Genomic DNA, 16,824 nt, shown 5'->3' on the forward strand with positions numbered 1-16,824 from the left:
TTGACATAAATATATCAATAAAAGCGCCTGTGCAAGTGAAAAGGTTAAATATTTAGCATTTAAGATTTAAAACAGAAATCTTAATAGATATGAAATCGAAGCTTGTAGACGAGGAGGATAGTTATCGAACCATCGGCGGATGCTATCCCGGATGTGGCTCATTCGTAAACTTATTAAGGAAAACATTAGGGCAACCTGGTGCACAAAGTTAATAAGATAGCCAAATTAAATAAAAATTAAGATTAAAGGTGAATGGGATTTCTGTGCCTTTTTTTAAAATTTCTTACGATAAAATGAATGTTAAGAAATTTATTTAAATTGGCCTCATATATTGAACAGGTTCCTGTACGCCGAACGTTCGATACCCTTCACCATTAAATTGGAGGAGTATGTATATGTGTGGAATAGTTGGATATATCGGGCATGATAATGCCAAAGAATTATTATTAAAAGGATTAGAAAAATTAGAATATAGAGGATACGATTCTGCTGGTGTTGCTGTAGTTAACGATGATGGTACAAATGTATTTAAATCAAAAGGACGTATTGCAGAGCTAAGAAAAGTTGCAGATAGTAAAGATGTAGATGGCAACGTAGGTATAGGTCACACGCGTTGGGCAACACATGGTGTACCAAACTATGAAAATTCACATCCACATCAATCCGCAACTGAACGTTTTACTTTAGTTCATAATGGTGTAATCGAAAATTATGAAGAGTTAAAAAATGAATATTTATCAGATGTAAAATTTCTATCTGAAACGGATACAGAAGTTATTGTTCAATTAGTTGAATATTTTTCAAATACTGGACTTTCTACAGAAGCAGCATTTACAAAAGTGGTATCGTTATTAGAAGGTTCTTACGCATTAGGCCTTATTGATAGTCATGATCGTGACACTATGTATGTTGCAAAAAACAAATCACCGTTATTGATTGGTGTAGGTGATGATTTTAATGTTATCGCTTCAGATGCACTTGCAATGTTACAAGTTACAAACCAATACAAAGAAATTCATGATCATGAAATTGTCATTGTTAAACGTGACGAAGTAATTATTAAAGACCAAGAAGGTAAAGTACAAGATAGAGAAGCTTATACTGCTCAAATTGATGCTGCTGATGCTGAAAAAGGTGTTTATGATCATTACATGTTGAAAGAAATTCATGAACAACCTGCAGTAATGCGTCGTATTATTCAAGAATATCAAGATGCTGATGGCAATTTAAAAATGGATGCGGATATTATAAAAGATGTAGCAGATGCTGACAGAATTTATATTATTGCAGCAGGTACAAGTTATCATGCAGGGTTAGTTGGTAAAGAATATTTGGAAAAATGGGCAGGCGTTCCTACAGAAGTGCATGTTGCTTCAGAATTTGTATATAATATGCCATTGCTTTCAGAAAAACCATTATTTATTTATATTTCACAATCGGGTGAAACAGCGGATAGTCGCGCTGTATTAGTAGAAACTAAAAAACTAGGGCATAAGTCATTAACAATTACGAACGTGCCTGGTTCTACACTATCACGCGAAGCGGATCATACTTTATTATTACATGCAGGTCCTGAAATAGCGGTTGCATCTACAAAAGCATATACAGCACAAATTGCAGTGCTTTCAATTTTGTCACAAATTGTAGCGAAAGAACATGGTAAAGAAGCGGACGTTGAGTTATTACGTGAACTTGCAAAAGTGACTACTGCTATTGAAACAATTGTGGATGATGCAGATGTAATGAAACAAATTGCTACAGATTTCTTAGAAACAACAAGAAACGCATTCTTTATTGGTCGTACAATTGACTATAATGTTAGTTTAGAGGGCGCATTGAAGCTTAAAGAAATTTCTTACATTCAAGCAGAAGGTTTTGCAGGTGGCGAACTTAAACACGGTACAATCGCACTTATTGAAGAGGGTACGCCAGTGATTGCTTTAGCAACACAAGAAAATGTAAACCTTTCTATTCGTGGTAATGTGAAAGAAGTTGCAGCACGTGGTGCAAACCCTTGTATAATTTCTATGGATGGATTAAATAAAGATGGTGACACATATGTTATCCCACATGTCCATGAGTTATTAACACCATTAGTTGCTGTTGTGGCAATGCAGTTAATTTCATATTATGCTGCACTACACAGAGATTTAGATGTGGATAAACCACGTAACTTAGCTAAATCTGTAACAGTTGAATAAATTAATAAATTAGATTGAGCTGAGACATTTTGATGTCTCAGCTTCAGAATGTAGACAAACCCTTCGCATTAATTTGTGAAGGGTTTGTCTATTTATATAAATTTTTCAAAATAGTAGTGGTATTTCAGTCCATTATTGGCCATTTTACTAACCGTATTGCCAATTTTTAAAGATTCATGGCAACACAAATAAGCATGATATCCATAGTAACTTTGTCATGACGTTTATAACTCGTTCATCGGATCATGCTGTTCTTTTATATCGTCAAATCTTCTCTCAATTGTTTAATTTCGCAAATTATATTGTTTCTTTACATTATCAACAGTGCTTTTCAATGATATAACAATCATTATCTACACATGCAGGTAGACTATAAGCATATTGTTTTTCTCGTTCTCTTTTAACATATGAGTCTCTGAATTAATAATATTTTTAGTGTGATATTGGCAGTGATTTGGGCCGACTCCTGCGGGAATAGCACTAGCCGAGGACTACAAGCTAAGGCAGTGCCCGCGGAAAGCGTGCACAAAAAAACTGCCAACAAAGTCGGATACTTTGTGGACAGTCTGAGCTGAGACATTTTGATGTCGTAGCTTTTATTTTTAACGTATAGTAAAAGTGAAATATTTTCAAAAATATAAAAAATTTAATATGCTATGTAGAAGCTTACATTTTAGAAATAAAGAAAGGTCGTATAAAACAATGACAAAACCTAAAATTTATACCATGGCTTTTGGAGAAGTTTATCCTCATTTGGTGAAAAAAGTCGAAAAAAAAGGTAGAACAAAAAATGAGGTAGATACTGTCATTAAATGGATGACCGACTATAATCAGTCACAAATAAATAGAATGATTGATGATGGCACAGACTATGAATCATTTATTCAACAAGCACCACAGTTAAATCCACATAGAACTAAAGTGACTGGTGTTATATGTGGTATTCGTGTTGAAAATATGGAAGATTCAATAATGAAAGAAATTAGATATTTAGACAAAATGGTTGATGAATTGGCTAAAGGCAAGACATTGGAAAAGATATTTAGACAAAATCAAAAATAAATGAAAATTTTAAAGAGGAGGATATATATGCTAATTGAATTGAACAATATAGCAAGAAGAAAAGATGGTAAAGAAATTGTTCAAGGAGTGAGTTGGCAAATCAATGAGGGAGAAAAATGGATGCTATATGGTTTAAATGGGGCAGGTAAGACTACACTATTAAATATTTTAAATGCATATGAGCCAAACACATCTGGTGAAATGACTTTATTTGGTATGCAGCCTGGTAAAAAAGGGTATTCTGCTGAAAATGTACGCCAACAAATTGGATTTGTATCAAATAGTTTAATGAATCGATTTCAGGATGGTGAAATTGTTTTAGATGTTGTAATTAGTGGGATATTTAAGTCAATCGGTGTGTTTCAAGATGTACAACAACATTACATAGATTTGGCTAAAAAATATTTAAAACAAATGGGAATCGCTCAATTTGAAAATCAATATTATGGCTATCTTTCTACTGGAGAACGTCAAAAAGTGTTGATAGCAAGAGCTTTGATGGGGAACCCTAAACTATTAATTTTAGATGAACCAGCCTCAGGTTTAGATTTTATTGCAAGAGAAGATTTATTAAGTGCACTGACACAATTGTATAAGCAAAATCCTCAATTAGCAGTAATTTATGTAACGCATTTTGTAGAAGAAATTACACAAGATATTGATTATGGGTTTTTATTGAAAAATGGGCAACCTTTTAAACAAGGTCAAATATCTGAAATTCTTAATCATACAACATTGAGTCATTTCTTTAAGAGAAATGTCAACATAGCATGTAACAATGGGCGATACACACTGTTTTTAAAAGATGGAGACATTGCAGAAATATAGATTAAGTGCCATAATTTAATACGATAACGTAGGATGGAGGATTTTAATTACATGAAAAATGTTAAAGCAATATTTTTGGATATGGATGGCACAATTTTACATAAAGATAATCGTGTAGATAATGAAACGACAGAGGTTATACAAACATTAAGAAATCATGGCTATAAAGTATTTTTAGCTACTGGTAGAGCACATGATGAGATTCATTACCTTGTACCTGAAAATTTTAAGGTGGATGGTATTATTAGTTCTAACGGCACTAATGGTGTTGTTCACAATGAAACGATTTTTAAACATAGTTTAACATTTGATACGGTTAATGAAATTGTAAAAAGAGCAAAAGCACAAGCAATTTATTATGAAGTTTTTCCTTTCGACGGCAATCGAATTATTCTTAATGAAGATCAAGCATGGGCAAAAGCGATGTTTAAACAATCAACACCACCTGAAAACGTAGGATATAGTGAATGGACATCTCGAAGAGAATCTATCGTTGAAAAAGTAAGTTGGAAAGCAAGTATCCCTAACACGTCATTTTCAAAAATTTATTTATTTTCACCAGATTATGATAAAATTACTCAATTTCGAAATCAGTTAATCGATGACCAAACGATACTTCAAATCAGTGTATCAAATTCATCTCGCTTTAACGCAGAAACAATGGCTTTTGGAATTGATAAAGGAACTGGAATTAAAGAAATGATAGACTACTTTGGCATTAAACAAGAAGAAACGTTAGTCATTGGTGACAGTGATAACGACAGAGCGATGTTTGCGTTTGGCAATTATACTGTGGCGATGAAGAATGCTCGACCAGAAATTCAGTCTTTAGCAGATGATGTCACTTCATTCACAAATGAAGAAAATGGTGCCGCATTATACTTAAAAAAACATTTATTATAAACTATATGCATAGATGAATTAATTAAAAAAGACACTTTCTCTCATTTAATAACCATTATTAAATGAGAGAAAGTGTCTTTTTTGTAATTTATATTCCAATATATTATTTATCTTTATTATTTATTTGATCTTTGATGTCTGTAGTTTTTTCTTTTGCATTATCTTTAAATTGATCAGTAGTATGATTAACTTTATCAGTAGCTTTCTCAGTTGTGTGATTAACACTACTAGTTACTTTAGATGTTTGATCAGATTGCTTAGAAGCTTTAGATTTTTTGACTTCTGATTTATCTATGTTCTCACCATTTTTATTGTAGTATTGAATAATTGCTAATAAGTTTGTGTAATAAACGATCAATCTAATTATTATAACAATTACTGACACAATATAGATAATAGTCATTGCTAATGTTTGTGAAATACCGCCAGTACTAATTGACACTAACTGACTTACTGGATTTGCTAAGATTATAACAAGTAAATTTAATAATAATATACCTATATAAAATTTAAACCAAGTTTTATTTCCGTTTTTAATTGCTTTAAAGCCACGTTTTACAGAAGACCAAGCACCTTTATTAGGTTCTTTAACAAAAGCTAGTGTATAGTTGACGATTAAGATTGTAAAGAACCAATAAACAAATGACAATATGAATACTTGTAAAGTAGCAGCAATAATTTGGAATGTTAATGACCATCCAAGTGCATGATCAGAACTGCTTAACGGTCCTTGTAATGCAGTGAATAATTGCACAATTCCTAATTGTAATAGCTTACTTATTAGAAGATTAAGTAATAATATAATAATAATACTTAATAATGTGATTAAAGATAATTTTAATGATTTAGCATATTTACCCTTTTTAAATATTGAAAATAAATCTTTGAATTTAGCCTTGTCTTTATTAATTGCATTGTCTATAGTGTATATAGTTCCAGCAATAAGTTGATATCCTACAAATATAAAAACCACTAATGGAATTAGTATTGCTAGTATCAATGTAATTAATGCACTTCCAATAGGTTGTTGCATTGCCATTGACATTAAAAATTTATATATTGCTGGTTGAACTGGTATAAAAGTTAGTACAGTCAAAGCAAACAATATGATAAAACTTACAATTGTGAATAGTAAAATTTTAGCATTTTGCGGTTTTGCATTTTGTAATGCTAGTTTATGAAATTTAAACAAATTTTAAGCACTCCTTTTTAGTGATAAGCATATGCTATCAAAAAATTAGGGATTTTAAAATTAATAGGTAACAAAATGGCTATAAAATGTTAAAATGACCAAATGAGAAAATGTTGAAAGGAGATATCATCATGAAATTTGCAATTCTTACTGATGTACATGGCAATTTTGATGCGTTAGATACAGTATTGGATGATATTGATAGAAGAAAAGATATAAATAAAATATATAACTTAGGCGATAATATTGGTGTAGGCCATGAAACAAATAAAGTTCTTGATGAAATATTCGAAAGAGATGATATGGAAATTATTGCAGGTAATCATGATGAAGCGGTGATGTCAATTGTTAACGATACACCTTATCCTGAAGACTTAAAAGATAAATTTTATGAACACCACCAATGGATTGAAAGCCACTTAGACGAAGATTATTACGATAAATTAAATGCTTTACCTCGTGTTATTGAAAAAACAATGAATCATAAAAAAGTCATGTTTATCCATTACGAAATTCCAAATGATAAATTGAATACGCCGATTGATGGTCAACCATTTAGTCCTATTGTAGAACCTACTGAAGAAAATATAAAATCACTTTTTGAAGATAAAGAGGCTGATTTAATTGTTTTTGGTCATAATCATACAGTTCATTTGTTTGATGATAAATCCAAGGTTTATTTTAATCCTGGGTCTGTTGGATTAAATAACGGCGCATACGCTGTATATGGTATTGTTACTATCGAAGAAAATGAATTTTCATTTGAACGAGTTAAAGTGCCTTATGATAATGAAGAATTTATAAGAGGTTTTAAAGAAAAACAAGTGCCAGCTAAAGAATTGATATTTGATAAGTTTTTATAATGTATAAAGTGTTATGAATTTGTTATATATTTTAATAGTAATTAAAATCATAAAAGTGACTAGATTAAATGATACTGCTTGTTTCAAGCTTTAAAATCTAGTCACTTTTTATTTTTTTACCTCATGTTATTTTTCTGTATAAATTGCTGAACATAAGGTATTGCTGTCATGATTATGATATTCTGTTTCAAATTGTATTGTCATATGTTGAATGTTTAAATGTGTTAGACGATGTTCGAGTAAGTTTAAAAGTTGTTCACCTTCTTCAATTGTCATGTCATTAGGTACGACTGCATGACAACTTAAAGCATTTATTTCATTAGAAATAGTCCATATATGACAATCATGTACATTTTTTATTTGCACTTCACTTGTAATAGCGCTAATGATTTCATCCATATTGACATCACTGGGTGAACCTTCCATCAAAATATTAAGAGATGATTTCGTTATGCCCCAACTACTTTTGATAATAAGTAAGGAGACGATAATGCTTGCAATTGGATCTGCAATTGTCCAATTAAATGACCAAATAAGAATAGCTGCTACAATGGCTCCGACAGAACCTAATAAGTCTCCGATTACATGGAGAAAAGCGCCACGCATGTTTATATTATGATCTGTATCTCCACCTTTAAACATAAAAGAAGCAACAACGATATTAACAATGAGGCCAATTACACTGATGATAAACATTTCTGTAGATTTTACCGCTATTGGATTAAAGAAACGATCGATTGCTTCTATGATGATAAAAATACCGATAACAAATAATGTTACACCATTAAATAATGCTGCTAATATTTCGAAGCGTTTGTAGCCAAAAGTCTTAGTTTGAGTAGCATGTTTTTCAGAATAAATAAAAGCTAATAAAGCTACACCTAATGAAATTGAATCGCTAAACATGTGTAAACCATCTGATAATAATGCTAAGCTATGTGCTAAAAAACCTCCGATGATTTCAATTATCATAAATATACCAATAATTAAAAAGCTAATAAGTAAGATTTTTTTATTATTGGTGTGTACATGTCCGTGTGTATGATTGTGTGTGTGATTGTGTTCGTGATGTTGTGACATATAAGTTCAGACCTTTCATTATAGTTTTATAGTTTATGATTTGCATGATGTATTGCTTGTTTCAATAAATCAGTCACATGTGTATCATCAATTGAATATATCATTGATTGGCCTTCTCGGTTAGATTTGACTAGGTGGGCCTGTTTTAATATGCGTAACTGATGTGACACATTGGATTGCCCCATATTTAAAGTATGTGCAATATGACCTACACTGCTAGAATTTTGTGATAATAAATGCATGATGCGTATGCGATTCGTCTCACTTAATGCCTTGAAAATATCAGTTACATGCTCTAAAGTTTCAGTGTTTATTGGGGGATTCATAAATTTAACCCTCCTATCATATGAATATATTAATATATATTCATATATTAATGTTATTGTGCGAATATGTCAATTGAAATTGCATATTTGTTTTAAATTCTTATAAAAGTGGTAGACTTTTAGTATTAACTCGATAAGGAGGTACCAATATGAGTATTTTAGTTATTGGCGCAAATGGTGGCGTTGGTCATCATTTAATAGAACAGTTAAAAGAAAAAGGGGTAGATTTTACCGCTGGAGTTAGAAAAGAATCACAAGTTGAACAACTGAAGGAAAAAAATATCAAAACAACTTTAATTGATGTTGAGACAGATGATGTTCAAACTTTAACTGAAAAATTTAAAGGTTTTGACCGTGTAGTATTTTCCGTTGGTTCAGGAGGTAGTACAGGTGCAGATAAAACAATTATTGTAGATTTAGATGGTGCTGTTAAAGCTATTAAAGCAAGTGAGGTAAATAATGCGAAACAATTTGTGATGGTGTCAACATATGATTCTAGAAGAGAAGCATTTGATGCAAGTGGAGATTTGAAACCCTACACAATTGCCAAACATTATGCTGATGAATATTTAAAACAAGCATCAGTACCTTATACGATTGTACATCCAGGTGCTTTATTAAATGATGAAGGTACAAACAAAATTGAAGTAGGTGCCTTTTTTGAAGGTAGAAGTTCGATTCCACGAGAAGATGTTGCTTCAGTCATCAATCAAGTTGTCTCAAGTGACGACTATTTAAATACTGAATTCCAAATTATTAGTGGAGATGTAGAAATATCACAGGCTTTAGATAGCTTTAAAAATAAATAATCGATAGTTACAAATGTGGGCCAATTTACAAATTAATGTAATTTGGTCCATTTTTAATTGAAATATCTATTATTTTAATAAATTTTATGATGAAAATTTGATACAATAATAGATATCGTTTGGAGGTAACTATGAAGATTTCAAACACTAAAATTTATGAACAAGTTGCAGATACTTTATTGGAAAGCATTAAATCTGGAAATTATCAAGTTGGAGATAAAATACCATCTATACAAAAGCTCAGTAAAGAATATGGTGTGAGTGTGGCTTCGGTAAGAGAAGCTTTAAATGCATTAAGAACGATAGGTGTATTGGAGATTAAACAAGGTTATGGGACATTTGTAAAGCAAATTGAACCGACTTTTTTTGAATTAGGAGATAAATTTAATTCGTTAGTTCAGATAAAAGAATTATTAGAGTTAAGAGAGATTGTTGAAAGTGCAACCGTCAAAATGGCTGCTTGGCACCGTACAGAAGAGAACTTAGTTGATTTGGAAAAGGCTTTGAATCGAATGGGTGAAGCAATAACAGATGGTACATCAGGAGAAAGAGCTGATTTAGAGTTTCATCTATTAATCGCAAAAGCTGGCAACAATTCCTTGTTAGTTGAATTACTAAATAATATATCTGAACTTATGCAAGATTCTATGAAAGAAACAAGAAAAATATTTATTTATAGTAAACAAAAAACAATGAATAAATTATTAGAGGAACATGTAGTCATTTATAATGCAATTGCTAACAAAGATGATGTAGAAGCTGTTAAAGCCATGGAGTCACATTTATTAGAAGTTAAAGAAACAATTTTAGCTAACTTTAAAGAAAAATAAATTTTAGAACGTAACATACTTATAATCTTCAAATTTATTTTAATGCTTTCCAAGTTCTTAAAGTATAAGCACATATAATTAAATTTCAAGTAATAAAAAGCCCAAACTAATATTAGTTTGGGCCTTTTTTGCAAATTTTATATTTTGAACAGTGATCATCTGATCAAAATAATCATAATTTATTACCTTATATGTAAAAGAATATGAGCCCTTTGAAGACTCTAGTGTCATTATAATGTTAAAAATGTTGTGAAGGCAAGTCTTTATTTAAAAAATTTACGACAATTGAATAATTTTATTGTCAAATTTAATTGAATGGAATCGGGGGACATTAATTTAACTATACGTTTATTAAGTGTATTGATATAATAATTAATGATTTGAATATGACTAAACGTTGAAGTGACAGTTTATAAAGCATTAAGATATGTGATACAATTTCAATAGTTCTGTAAAATTAATTTTAAAATGTAATATAAATAGTGTAACTTTATATTTTTCTAAATTGTATATATCAGATTAAACAATATAAAAACTAAGTTTGGAGGTGTGGTGAATGCCATTATTTTTAAAACCAGTATTACATGAGAAAATTTGGGGTGGCACAAAGTTGAAATCACTCGGTTATGATTTGCCTACTGAAAATATTGGAGAAGCATGGGGGATTTCAGCACACCCAAATGGAAGATGTGAAGTGTTGAATGGTCCATACAAAGGACAAACATTAGATATGGTATGGAAAAATCATCGGGAATTGTTTGGTGATTTTCCGAGTCAAGAGTTTCCGTTAATGACAAAAATTGTAGATGCTAAGGAATCATTATCGATTCATGTGCATCCTGATGATGCCTACGCTTATGAAAATGAAAACGGACAATATGGTAAATCAGAATGTTGGTATATTATAGATGCAGAAGAGGACGCAGAAATTATGTACGGCGTGAACGTAGATTGTAAAGATACTGTAGTTGATCAAATCGATGAAACAGACTATGAAAATTTATTTAATAAAGTTAAAGTCAAGCCAGGTGAGTTTTATTTTATACCAGCAGGAACGATTCATTCTATAGGTGCTGGTGTACTTGTGTATGAAACAATGCAATCTTCTGATGTCACATATAGAGTTTATGATTTTGATCGAGAAGAAGCAGCACATGATAGCAGAGGATTGAATCAAGCAAAAGCGAAAGAAGTCATCGAAGTTACTCAAGAAAATATTAATATAGCAACAGACACCGAAATTGTTGAAAACCATAAACGTATTCAACTTGTTTCAAATGATTTTTTTACAATGGTTAAGTGGGAAATATCTGGCACATTAAATTATATGAAACCTAGAGAATTTGTTTTAGTTTCCGTATTAAAAGGTTCTGGACAAGTCATAGTTGATGGTGATATTTATGATGTGACACAAGGTCAAAATTTCATACTAACTTCAGACGATTTAGATACAATTTTTGAAGGAGATTATGAATTAATTATAAGTTATTTATAGATAAAAAAACGGAGTGTTTCAAAATGTATAAGTATTTATATGTATCATTAATTTGCGGTTTATTAGCTGGTGCGGGAATTTTTTTAAAAATACCTATTTTCCCTTCATTTTTCTTACCAGTTATCATTGGTGCAATTGGTATCATTGCTGCATTAATTACGATACCTAACAAAGAAATAAATGGATTATTAAAACTTGGTGGTGTTCTCATTAATTTAATGCCAATTTTGGGTGCATTGACGATGGTTCAATAATCAATAAATTTAGTATCTTTACTTTCAGAGTAAAAGGTACTTTTTTTATAAGCAAAAATCATTTGTGTCATTAACTAAATCAACTTTACTTTTAACAGAATACATATTAGTGATTATAATTAATAAGATTTGTAATTAAAAGATTATAAAATATTCTTTAGCGATAAATTATTTATGGTAAAATAGAATTTAAATTGGAGGTGGGCTAAATGTCGAAATCTCGAGGTATATTGATGACTTTTATTATTGCACTTATTGCATCGATTATGGGAAGTAAATTTCCAGTAATTGGAAGTGCAATATTTGCAATTGTTATAGGTATTCTTTTAAATAATTTTATTGAAATCCCAAAAAAATATCGTGCCGGTATCCAATTTAGTAGTAAAAAAATATTGCATTATAGTATTATTGTTCTTGGTTTTACATTGAGTTTTCAATCTATTGGTTCAATTGGTTGGAGATCTTTACCAATAATAATCATAACTTTATTAGCAGCATTTATAATCGTGTTTATATTGATGAAAATATTTAAAATTAATGAAAATCTAAGCATTTTGATTGGTGTCGGTACTTCTATCTGTGGTGGATCTGCAATTGCTGCTACAAGCCCAATCATCAAAGCTAAAGAAAATGAAGTAGCTTTCGCAATTTCAACTATATTTTTATTCAATTTAATAGCAGTTTTTATATTCCCACCACTTGGTCATTTAATGAACATGGGTCAAACGGCTTTTGGCTATTTTGGTGGTACAGCAATTAACGATACATCTAGTGTTATTGCTGCTACATCTAATTACGGAAGTAAAGCTTTAGAAACTGGTGCTATCGTAAAATTGACACGTACATTGATGATTGTTCCAGTAGTATTATTTTTTACATATAGAACGATACGCAAAGAAAAATCAAAACAAACAGGCACATCGATTAAACAGATATTTCCATGGTTCATTGTTTGGTTTATTGTAGCTTCACTGATTAGTACAATTTTTAATTTTTCACCTACAGTTATTCACATATTCCAACAAATATCATTATTCTTAATAACGATGGCAATGGCAGGTATAGGATTAAACGTAGATTTCAAACAGTTTAAACAAGCTGGTGCAAAGCCGATTTTATTAGGTTTAGTGACTTGGATAGTAGTAATAATAACAAGTTTAATATCAATGAAATTGATTAATTTATTATAATCATTGTTTGAGAACTGATTTTTAAATATAATGAGAAAATAGAATTTTTTATATGAGATAAGGAGTATCTAAATGGCAGAGGAAACAAGTTATTTTTGGTTGAATTGCGGATATAATCGCTGGAATCATAACGAACCATTAGTGGGTCAAACAACATTATTTGAATCAGGTGCACAATTTAATCCGTCACAAGGTTTCCGATCTTTTAAACAAGCTAAAGTAGGAGATAAAGTTATATTTTATCAAGTACAGATGGATACTGGTTTACTGGGATTTGGTGAAATTACTAGTGTACAAACAGGTGCACAAAATAAAATTCGCGTGCATTTTCAGTTATTAGAACAATTGAAACCATTAACTGCTGATTACTTAAAAAGAAGTGAACAATTAGAATTTCGAATTACTAATATGAAAGAAACATTGTTTAATCAAATTACAAAAGATGAATTTGACTTAATCGTAAGTTTAGGTAAAGGTGAAACGAAAATACCTAGATACTTCTTTATATCAGAGGAACAAGAATTCGAACCCAATTCTTATAATACCTTGTTTACACACACATATAATGGTATTAAACGAAATGGATACCATTTTTATAGACAGCTTGAAATTGGTGACCAACTCGTTTTTTATAATAAACATAGAGAACAATCAGTGATTGGTGTAGGTGAAGTAAGTCAACATTTACATGAAAAATCGCCAATTCCTGGTCGCACAAACAGTACTGCGATAGAAGTTTATTTTGAAAAAGAAATCGAACCTGTAACATTGAGTACTTTAAATAAACACCCTAAATTAAAAAATTTATATTATTTACAAGAAAATGCAAAACAAGCTATTGCAAGCATGTCACGCACACAGTTTGATGCAATACTTGAAATGAGTGAAAACGATGGCATGAAATCTCAATTTGAAGCGGTAAAAAGTCAAGGCGTTATCGATAAAGCAGATGATGATATAAAACCATTTATTCTTTTAGTAGTTGGTAAAGGTGAAGGTTTAAATGCTGCAGAAAACTTGTTACAAAAGACCAATGCTAATCCAGTAATTACAGTAGGTCATCCAGATTTTACAGAAGACATGCTGTATGGTAAATATTTACCAAATGAGGCTGGTGCTTTGTATTATAGAGAGGGATTCATTACTAATCTTATGCCAAGAAATGATAAAAGTTATCTAGTTATAGATAATTTTAATCGTATAGACCCAGACATTTTTCAAACGTATATTAACGTTTTAGAAGGTTATGAAATGACATTGCCAAGATATAATAGGGACGGTAGTATGGTGAAGTGGTCTAGAAAAAAAGATTCATTTTATCATTTTAATCCGAATTGGCATATCGTCGGTATCACGTACGATAGCATAAATGATATAAAGCAAAAATATACTGAACAATTTTTAAAGTACACAAGAATTGTTAAGGTTAATCAAGATTAAAATGACAGTAAAATTATGATTAAGCGTCTGGGTATCATTGATGAGATCCAGACGCTTTTATATTGTCAGAAGATGATTGGACTTCAGCTTAAGTCATTATTTTATACATTATCAATGCTAGTTATCCTTGTCAGAGTGGTAAGACGAAATCTTTTTAATAAAATTAGATTTCTGCCTCATCCTTTTTTTGTATGTAAATGTAATAGTTAGTGATACATATTAAGGTAATTCATATCATGATTTATTTTTATCATTTTAGGATATAATATAACTGTGAATAAATAATTTATATTTTATGATAACTAATCATAAAAAGGAGATGAACGTATGCCAATAATTTATTACGATGGTAATTGTGTATACTGTTATAATTACGCAATTTGGCTTATACAAAATGGGTTGTCTAGTCGCTACCAATTTGCAAAACTTCAAGGTGCTACAGCTCAAAGTATGTTTGCCAATTATCCTGAAACACAACAACACGATAGTGTTATTTTGCAAGAAGGAGATCAATTTAAATATAAATCAGATGCAATAGCATCACTGATTTCATCCTTAACAAATTATAAATGGATTGGATTATTATTATATTTAACGCCTAAATTTCTGAGAGATTTTGGTTATCAACTTTTTGCGGATAATAGAAACAGAATGTGGAAAACACATTGGCACAAACCTAATGATTATGAGCAATCATTTTTTATTGACTGAATGAATAGATGGAGGAAAAGAATATGGGAAACATAATTGTGATTGGTAGCGCATCAATCGATCTAGTGGTGAAAACAGATATTTTACCTAATGTAGGAGAAACTGTAATGGGTGAATCATTTTTTACAAATCCTGGAGGTAAAGGTGCTAACCAAGCTGTTGCGGCTGCGCGTTTAAGTGATCATGTTTATATGATTGGAGCTGTAGGCGATGATGATAATGGCCAACAAATACTTTCAAATCTTAACAACAACAATGTAAATACAGCGTATATGGATGTTATTGAAAATGAAGCGTCTGGAACTGCACATATAACGCTATTTGATGATGATAATCGTATTATTGTAGTGCCGGCAGCAAATAATTATGTAACGCCAGATAAAGTAATTCCAAAACTTGATTTTTTTGAAGCTGGCGATATTATTGTAATGCAACATGAAATACCGGAAGAGACCATAAAAGAAGTAGTGGATTATGCACAAAAACATAAAATGAGAGTAATGTTAAATCCTGCACCATTTCGTTCATTAGACAAAGAAATTATTGAAAAAGTTAATTGGCTGACACCAAATGAATCAGAAAGTGAATTATTATTTGAACATAAGGTCGATCAAGCTTTAATGATGTATCCTAAAAAATTAATTGTAACTAAAGGCGCTTCGGGGGCATTGTTTTACAGTGATTCTCAACAACTTGTAAAAGGTTATAAAAAACAAGTAGTTGATACTACAGGCGCTGGAGATACATTTAATGGTGCATTAGCAGTTGCACTAATTGAAAATAAATCATTAGAAGAAGCAGTTAATTTTGCCAATTTAGCTGCTAGTTTTTCAGTTACAGGATTAGGCGCTCAAGGTGCGATGCCATACAGAAAAGAGCTAGATTAAATCGTGTGATTCAGGGTATAATGTAAGTAGATAATTAAGCTGCATTCTAAATTATAATAATTTTAATTTAGGAGAGAAAACCGCTTTACAGATTATAATTATTATAATATAATAATTATTGTAATAGAAAATCGATTGTCGCTTAATTATGACAATTATTCAAAGGAGAGATTTTTGATATGTCAAAAAATAATGAAGAAGTTGTAAAAGTATTAAATCAGCAAGTAGCAAACTGGACAGTTGCATTCACCAAATTACACAATTTTCATTGGTATGTAAAAGGGCCAAATTTCTTCTCACTACACACAAAATTTGAAGAATTATATGATGAAGCAAGTCAATATATAGATGATTTAGCAGAACGTATTTTAGCAGTAGGTGGTAATCCAGTTGGAACATTGAAAGAAAGTTTAGAGTTATCAATTATAGATGAAGCTGGCAAAGGTTATACTGCTGAACAGATGGTTGAAGCGTTATCAGTAGATTTTGATAATGTTTCTAAACAATTAGGTGAAGCAATTGAAGTAGCTTCTAAAGCTGAAGATGATGTAACAGAAGATATGTTTATCGGTATGCAAACAAATATTGACAAACATAATTGGATGTTAAAATCTTATTTAGGAAAATAAAAATATAGATAGACAAACAGTTTTTATGAATAAAAGAATAAAAGACAGAAATCAAATGATAAAATCATTTGATTTCTGTCTTTTTTGTGATAAAACTATAAGAACATAATAGCTACATACTTCA

17 protein-coding genes are annotated in these 16,824 nt (G+C 30.7%); 14 read left to right on the forward strand and 3 right to left on the reverse strand.

Features of this window, described 5'->3' with window-relative positions; all coding sequences use genetic code 11:
• Positions 1-395 precede the first annotated feature (395 nt).
• The 4 genes from glmS to NST87_RS03900 all read left to right on the forward strand — a co-directional run bounded on the left by glmS (position 396) and on the right by NST87_RS03900 (position 4,994).
• Positions 396-2,201, forward strand: coding sequence for a glutamine--fructose-6-phosphate transaminase (isomerizing) (glmS, locus tag NST87_RS03885; protein WP_019467745.1), 1,806 nt, complete (start codon positions 396-398; stop codon positions 2,199-2,201).
• A 702-nt stretch (positions 2,202-2,903) separates the two neighbouring features.
• Complete coding sequence (locus NST87_RS03890) at positions 2,904-3,263, forward strand: DUF2200 domain-containing protein (RefSeq protein WP_019467746.1); 360 nt, start codon at positions 2,904-2,906, stop codon at positions 3,261-3,263.
• Positions 3,264-3,290: 27 nt separating this feature from the next.
• Positions 3,291-4,091, forward strand: coding sequence for an ABC transporter ATP-binding protein (locus NST87_RS03895; RefSeq protein WP_019467747.1), 801 nt, complete (start codon positions 3,291-3,293; stop codon positions 4,089-4,091).
• 51 nt (positions 4,092-4,142) lie between these two features.
• On the forward strand, positions 4,143-4,994 hold the full coding sequence (locus tag NST87_RS03900) for a Cof-type HAD-IIB family hydrolase (RefSeq protein WP_019467748.1): 852 nt from the start codon (positions 4,143-4,145) through the stop codon (positions 4,992-4,994).
• Between the two features lie 103 nt (positions 4,995-5,097).
• Here NST87_RS03900 and NST87_RS03905 read toward each other — a convergent pair whose 3' ends face one another.
• Positions 5,098-6,186, reverse strand: coding sequence for a hypothetical protein (locus tag NST87_RS03905; protein WP_019467696.1), 1,089 nt, complete (start codon positions 6,184-6,186; stop codon positions 5,098-5,100).
• Between the two features lie 131 nt (positions 6,187-6,317).
• On the opposite strand from NST87_RS03905, the gene NST87_RS03910 reads away from it, so the two are divergent.
• Positions 6,318-7,049, forward strand: coding sequence for a metallophosphoesterase family protein (locus NST87_RS03910; RefSeq protein ID WP_019467695.1), 732 nt, complete (start codon positions 6,318-6,320; stop codon positions 7,047-7,049).
• A gap of 126 nt (positions 7,050-7,175) precedes the next feature.
• Here the strand turns inward: NST87_RS03910 and czrB are convergent, their stop codons facing one another.
• Positions 7,176-8,129, reverse strand: a complete 954-nt coding sequence (gene czrB, locus NST87_RS03915) for a CDF family zinc efflux transporter CzrB (RefSeq protein WP_019467694.1) — start codon at positions 8,127-8,129, stop codon at positions 7,176-7,178.
• A gap of 26 nt (positions 8,130-8,155) precedes the next feature.
• Entirely contained in the window at positions 8,156-8,455 is a 300-nt protein-coding gene (locus NST87_RS03920) for an ArsR/SmtB family transcription factor (RefSeq protein ID WP_019467693.1), read from the reverse strand.
• A 149-nt stretch (positions 8,456-8,604) separates the two neighbouring features.
• On the opposite strand from NST87_RS03920, the gene NST87_RS03925 reads away from it, so the two are divergent.
• The 9 genes from NST87_RS03925 (at position 8,605) to NST87_RS03965 (ending at position 16,700) form a co-directional block, all read left to right on the forward strand.
• The gene (locus NST87_RS03925; protein ID WP_019467692.1) at positions 8,605-9,264 is read left to right on the forward strand and encodes an NAD(P)-binding oxidoreductase; all 660 of its coding nucleotides are present in this window, start codon (positions 8,605-8,607) and stop codon (positions 9,262-9,264) included.
• Positions 9,265-9,395: 131 nt separating this feature from the next.
• On the forward strand, positions 9,396-10,094 hold the full coding sequence (locus NST87_RS03930; protein WP_019467691.1) for a FadR/GntR family transcriptional regulator: 699 nt from the start codon (positions 9,396-9,398) through the stop codon (positions 10,092-10,094).
• A gap of 556 nt (positions 10,095-10,650) precedes the next feature.
• Positions 10,651-11,589, forward strand: a complete 939-nt coding sequence (locus NST87_RS03935) for a type I phosphomannose isomerase catalytic subunit (protein WP_340721333.1) — start codon at positions 10,651-10,653, stop codon at positions 11,587-11,589.
• Between the two features lie 23 nt (positions 11,590-11,612).
• On the forward strand, positions 11,613-11,843 hold the full coding sequence (locus NST87_RS03940) for a hypothetical protein (protein WP_019467689.1): 231 nt from the start codon (positions 11,613-11,615) through the stop codon (positions 11,841-11,843).
• A gap of 209 nt (positions 11,844-12,052) precedes the next feature.
• Positions 12,053-13,033 carry a YeiH family protein gene (locus tag NST87_RS03945; RefSeq protein WP_019467688.1) on the forward strand — a complete coding sequence of 327 codons (981 nt, stop codon included), beginning with the start codon at positions 12,053-12,055 and terminating at the stop codon, positions 13,031-13,033.
• A 72-nt stretch (positions 13,034-13,105) separates the two neighbouring features.
• Positions 13,106-14,473 (forward strand): EVE domain-containing protein, encoded by a 1,368-nt coding sequence (locus tag NST87_RS03950; RefSeq protein ID WP_019467687.1) that lies wholly within the window; start codon positions 13,106-13,108, stop codon positions 14,471-14,473.
• 327 nt (positions 14,474-14,800) lie between these two features.
• Positions 14,801-15,184, forward strand: a complete 384-nt coding sequence (locus NST87_RS03955) for a thiol-disulfide oxidoreductase DCC family protein (protein ID WP_019467686.1) — start codon at positions 14,801-14,803, stop codon at positions 15,182-15,184.
• A 23-nt stretch (positions 15,185-15,207) separates the two neighbouring features.
• Complete coding sequence (gene rbsK / locus NST87_RS03960) at positions 15,208-16,071, forward strand: ribokinase (protein WP_019467685.1); 864 nt, start codon at positions 15,208-15,210, stop codon at positions 16,069-16,071.
• Between the two features lie 179 nt (positions 16,072-16,250).
• Complete coding sequence (locus NST87_RS03965; protein ID WP_019467684.1) at positions 16,251-16,700, forward strand: Dps family protein; 450 nt, start codon at positions 16,251-16,253, stop codon at positions 16,698-16,700.
• Positions 16,701-16,824 lie beyond the last annotated feature (124 nt).

It is taken from the genome of Staphylococcus sp. FSL W8-0271 (assembly GCF_038006605.1).
Lineage (GTDB): Bacteria > Bacillota > Bacilli > Staphylococcales > Staphylococcaceae > Staphylococcus > Staphylococcus cohnii.

What these genes read in the sequence shown, in the direction of transcription:
- NST87_RS03965 (WP_019467684.1), top strand. Translation starts at nt 16,251, where the DNA reads ATGTCAAAAAATAATGAAGAAGTTGTAAAAGTATTAAATCAGCAAGTA.
- NST87_RS03945 (WP_019467688.1), top strand. Translation starts at nt 12,053, where the DNA reads ATGTCGAAATCTCGAGGTATATTGATGACTTTTATTATTGCACTTATT.
- NST87_RS03900 (WP_019467748.1), top strand. Translation starts at nt 4,143, where the DNA reads ATGAAAAATGTTAAAGCAATATTTTTGGATATGGATGGCACAATTTTA.
- NST87_RS03950 (WP_019467687.1), top strand. Translation starts at nt 13,106, where the DNA reads ATGGCAGAGGAAACAAGTTATTTTTGGTTGAATTGCGGATATAATCGC.
- NST87_RS03935 (WP_340721333.1), top strand. Translation starts at nt 10,651, where the DNA reads ATGCCATTATTTTTAAAACCAGTATTACATGAGAAAATTTGGGGTGGC.
- NST87_RS03910 (WP_019467695.1), top strand. Translation starts at nt 6,318, where the DNA reads ATGAAATTTGCAATTCTTACTGATGTACATGGCAATTTTGATGCGTTA.
- NST87_RS03925 (WP_019467692.1), top strand. Translation starts at nt 8,605, where the DNA reads ATGAGTATTTTAGTTATTGGCGCAAATGGTGGCGTTGGTCATCATTTA.
- NST87_RS03930 (WP_019467691.1), top strand. Translation starts at nt 9,396, where the DNA reads ATGAAGATTTCAAACACTAAAATTTATGAACAAGTTGCAGATACTTTA.
- NST87_RS03890 (WP_019467746.1), top strand. Translation starts at nt 2,904, where the DNA reads ATGACAAAACCTAAAATTTATACCATGGCTTTTGGAGAAGTTTATCCT.
- glmS (WP_019467745.1), top strand. Translation starts at nt 396, where the DNA reads ATGTGTGGAATAGTTGGATATATCGGGCATGATAATGCCAAAGAATTA.
- rbsK (WP_019467685.1), top strand. Translation starts at nt 15,208, where the DNA reads ATGGGAAACATAATTGTGATTGGTAGCGCATCAATCGATCTAGTGGTG.
- NST87_RS03895 (WP_019467747.1), top strand. Translation starts at nt 3,291, where the DNA reads ATGCTAATTGAATTGAACAATATAGCAAGAAGAAAAGATGGTAAAGAA.
- czrB (WP_019467694.1), bottom strand. Translation starts at nt 8,129, where the DNA reads ATGTCACAACATCACGAACACAATCACACACACAATCATACACACGGA.
- NST87_RS03920 (WP_019467693.1), bottom strand. Translation starts at nt 8,455, where the DNA reads ATGAATCCCCCAATAAACACTGAAACTTTAGAGCATGTAACTGATATT.
- NST87_RS03955 (WP_019467686.1), top strand. Translation starts at nt 14,801, where the DNA reads ATGCCAATAATTTATTACGATGGTAATTGTGTATACTGTTATAATTAC.
- NST87_RS03940 (WP_019467689.1), top strand. Translation starts at nt 11,613, where the DNA reads ATGTATAAGTATTTATATGTATCATTAATTTGCGGTTTATTAGCTGGT.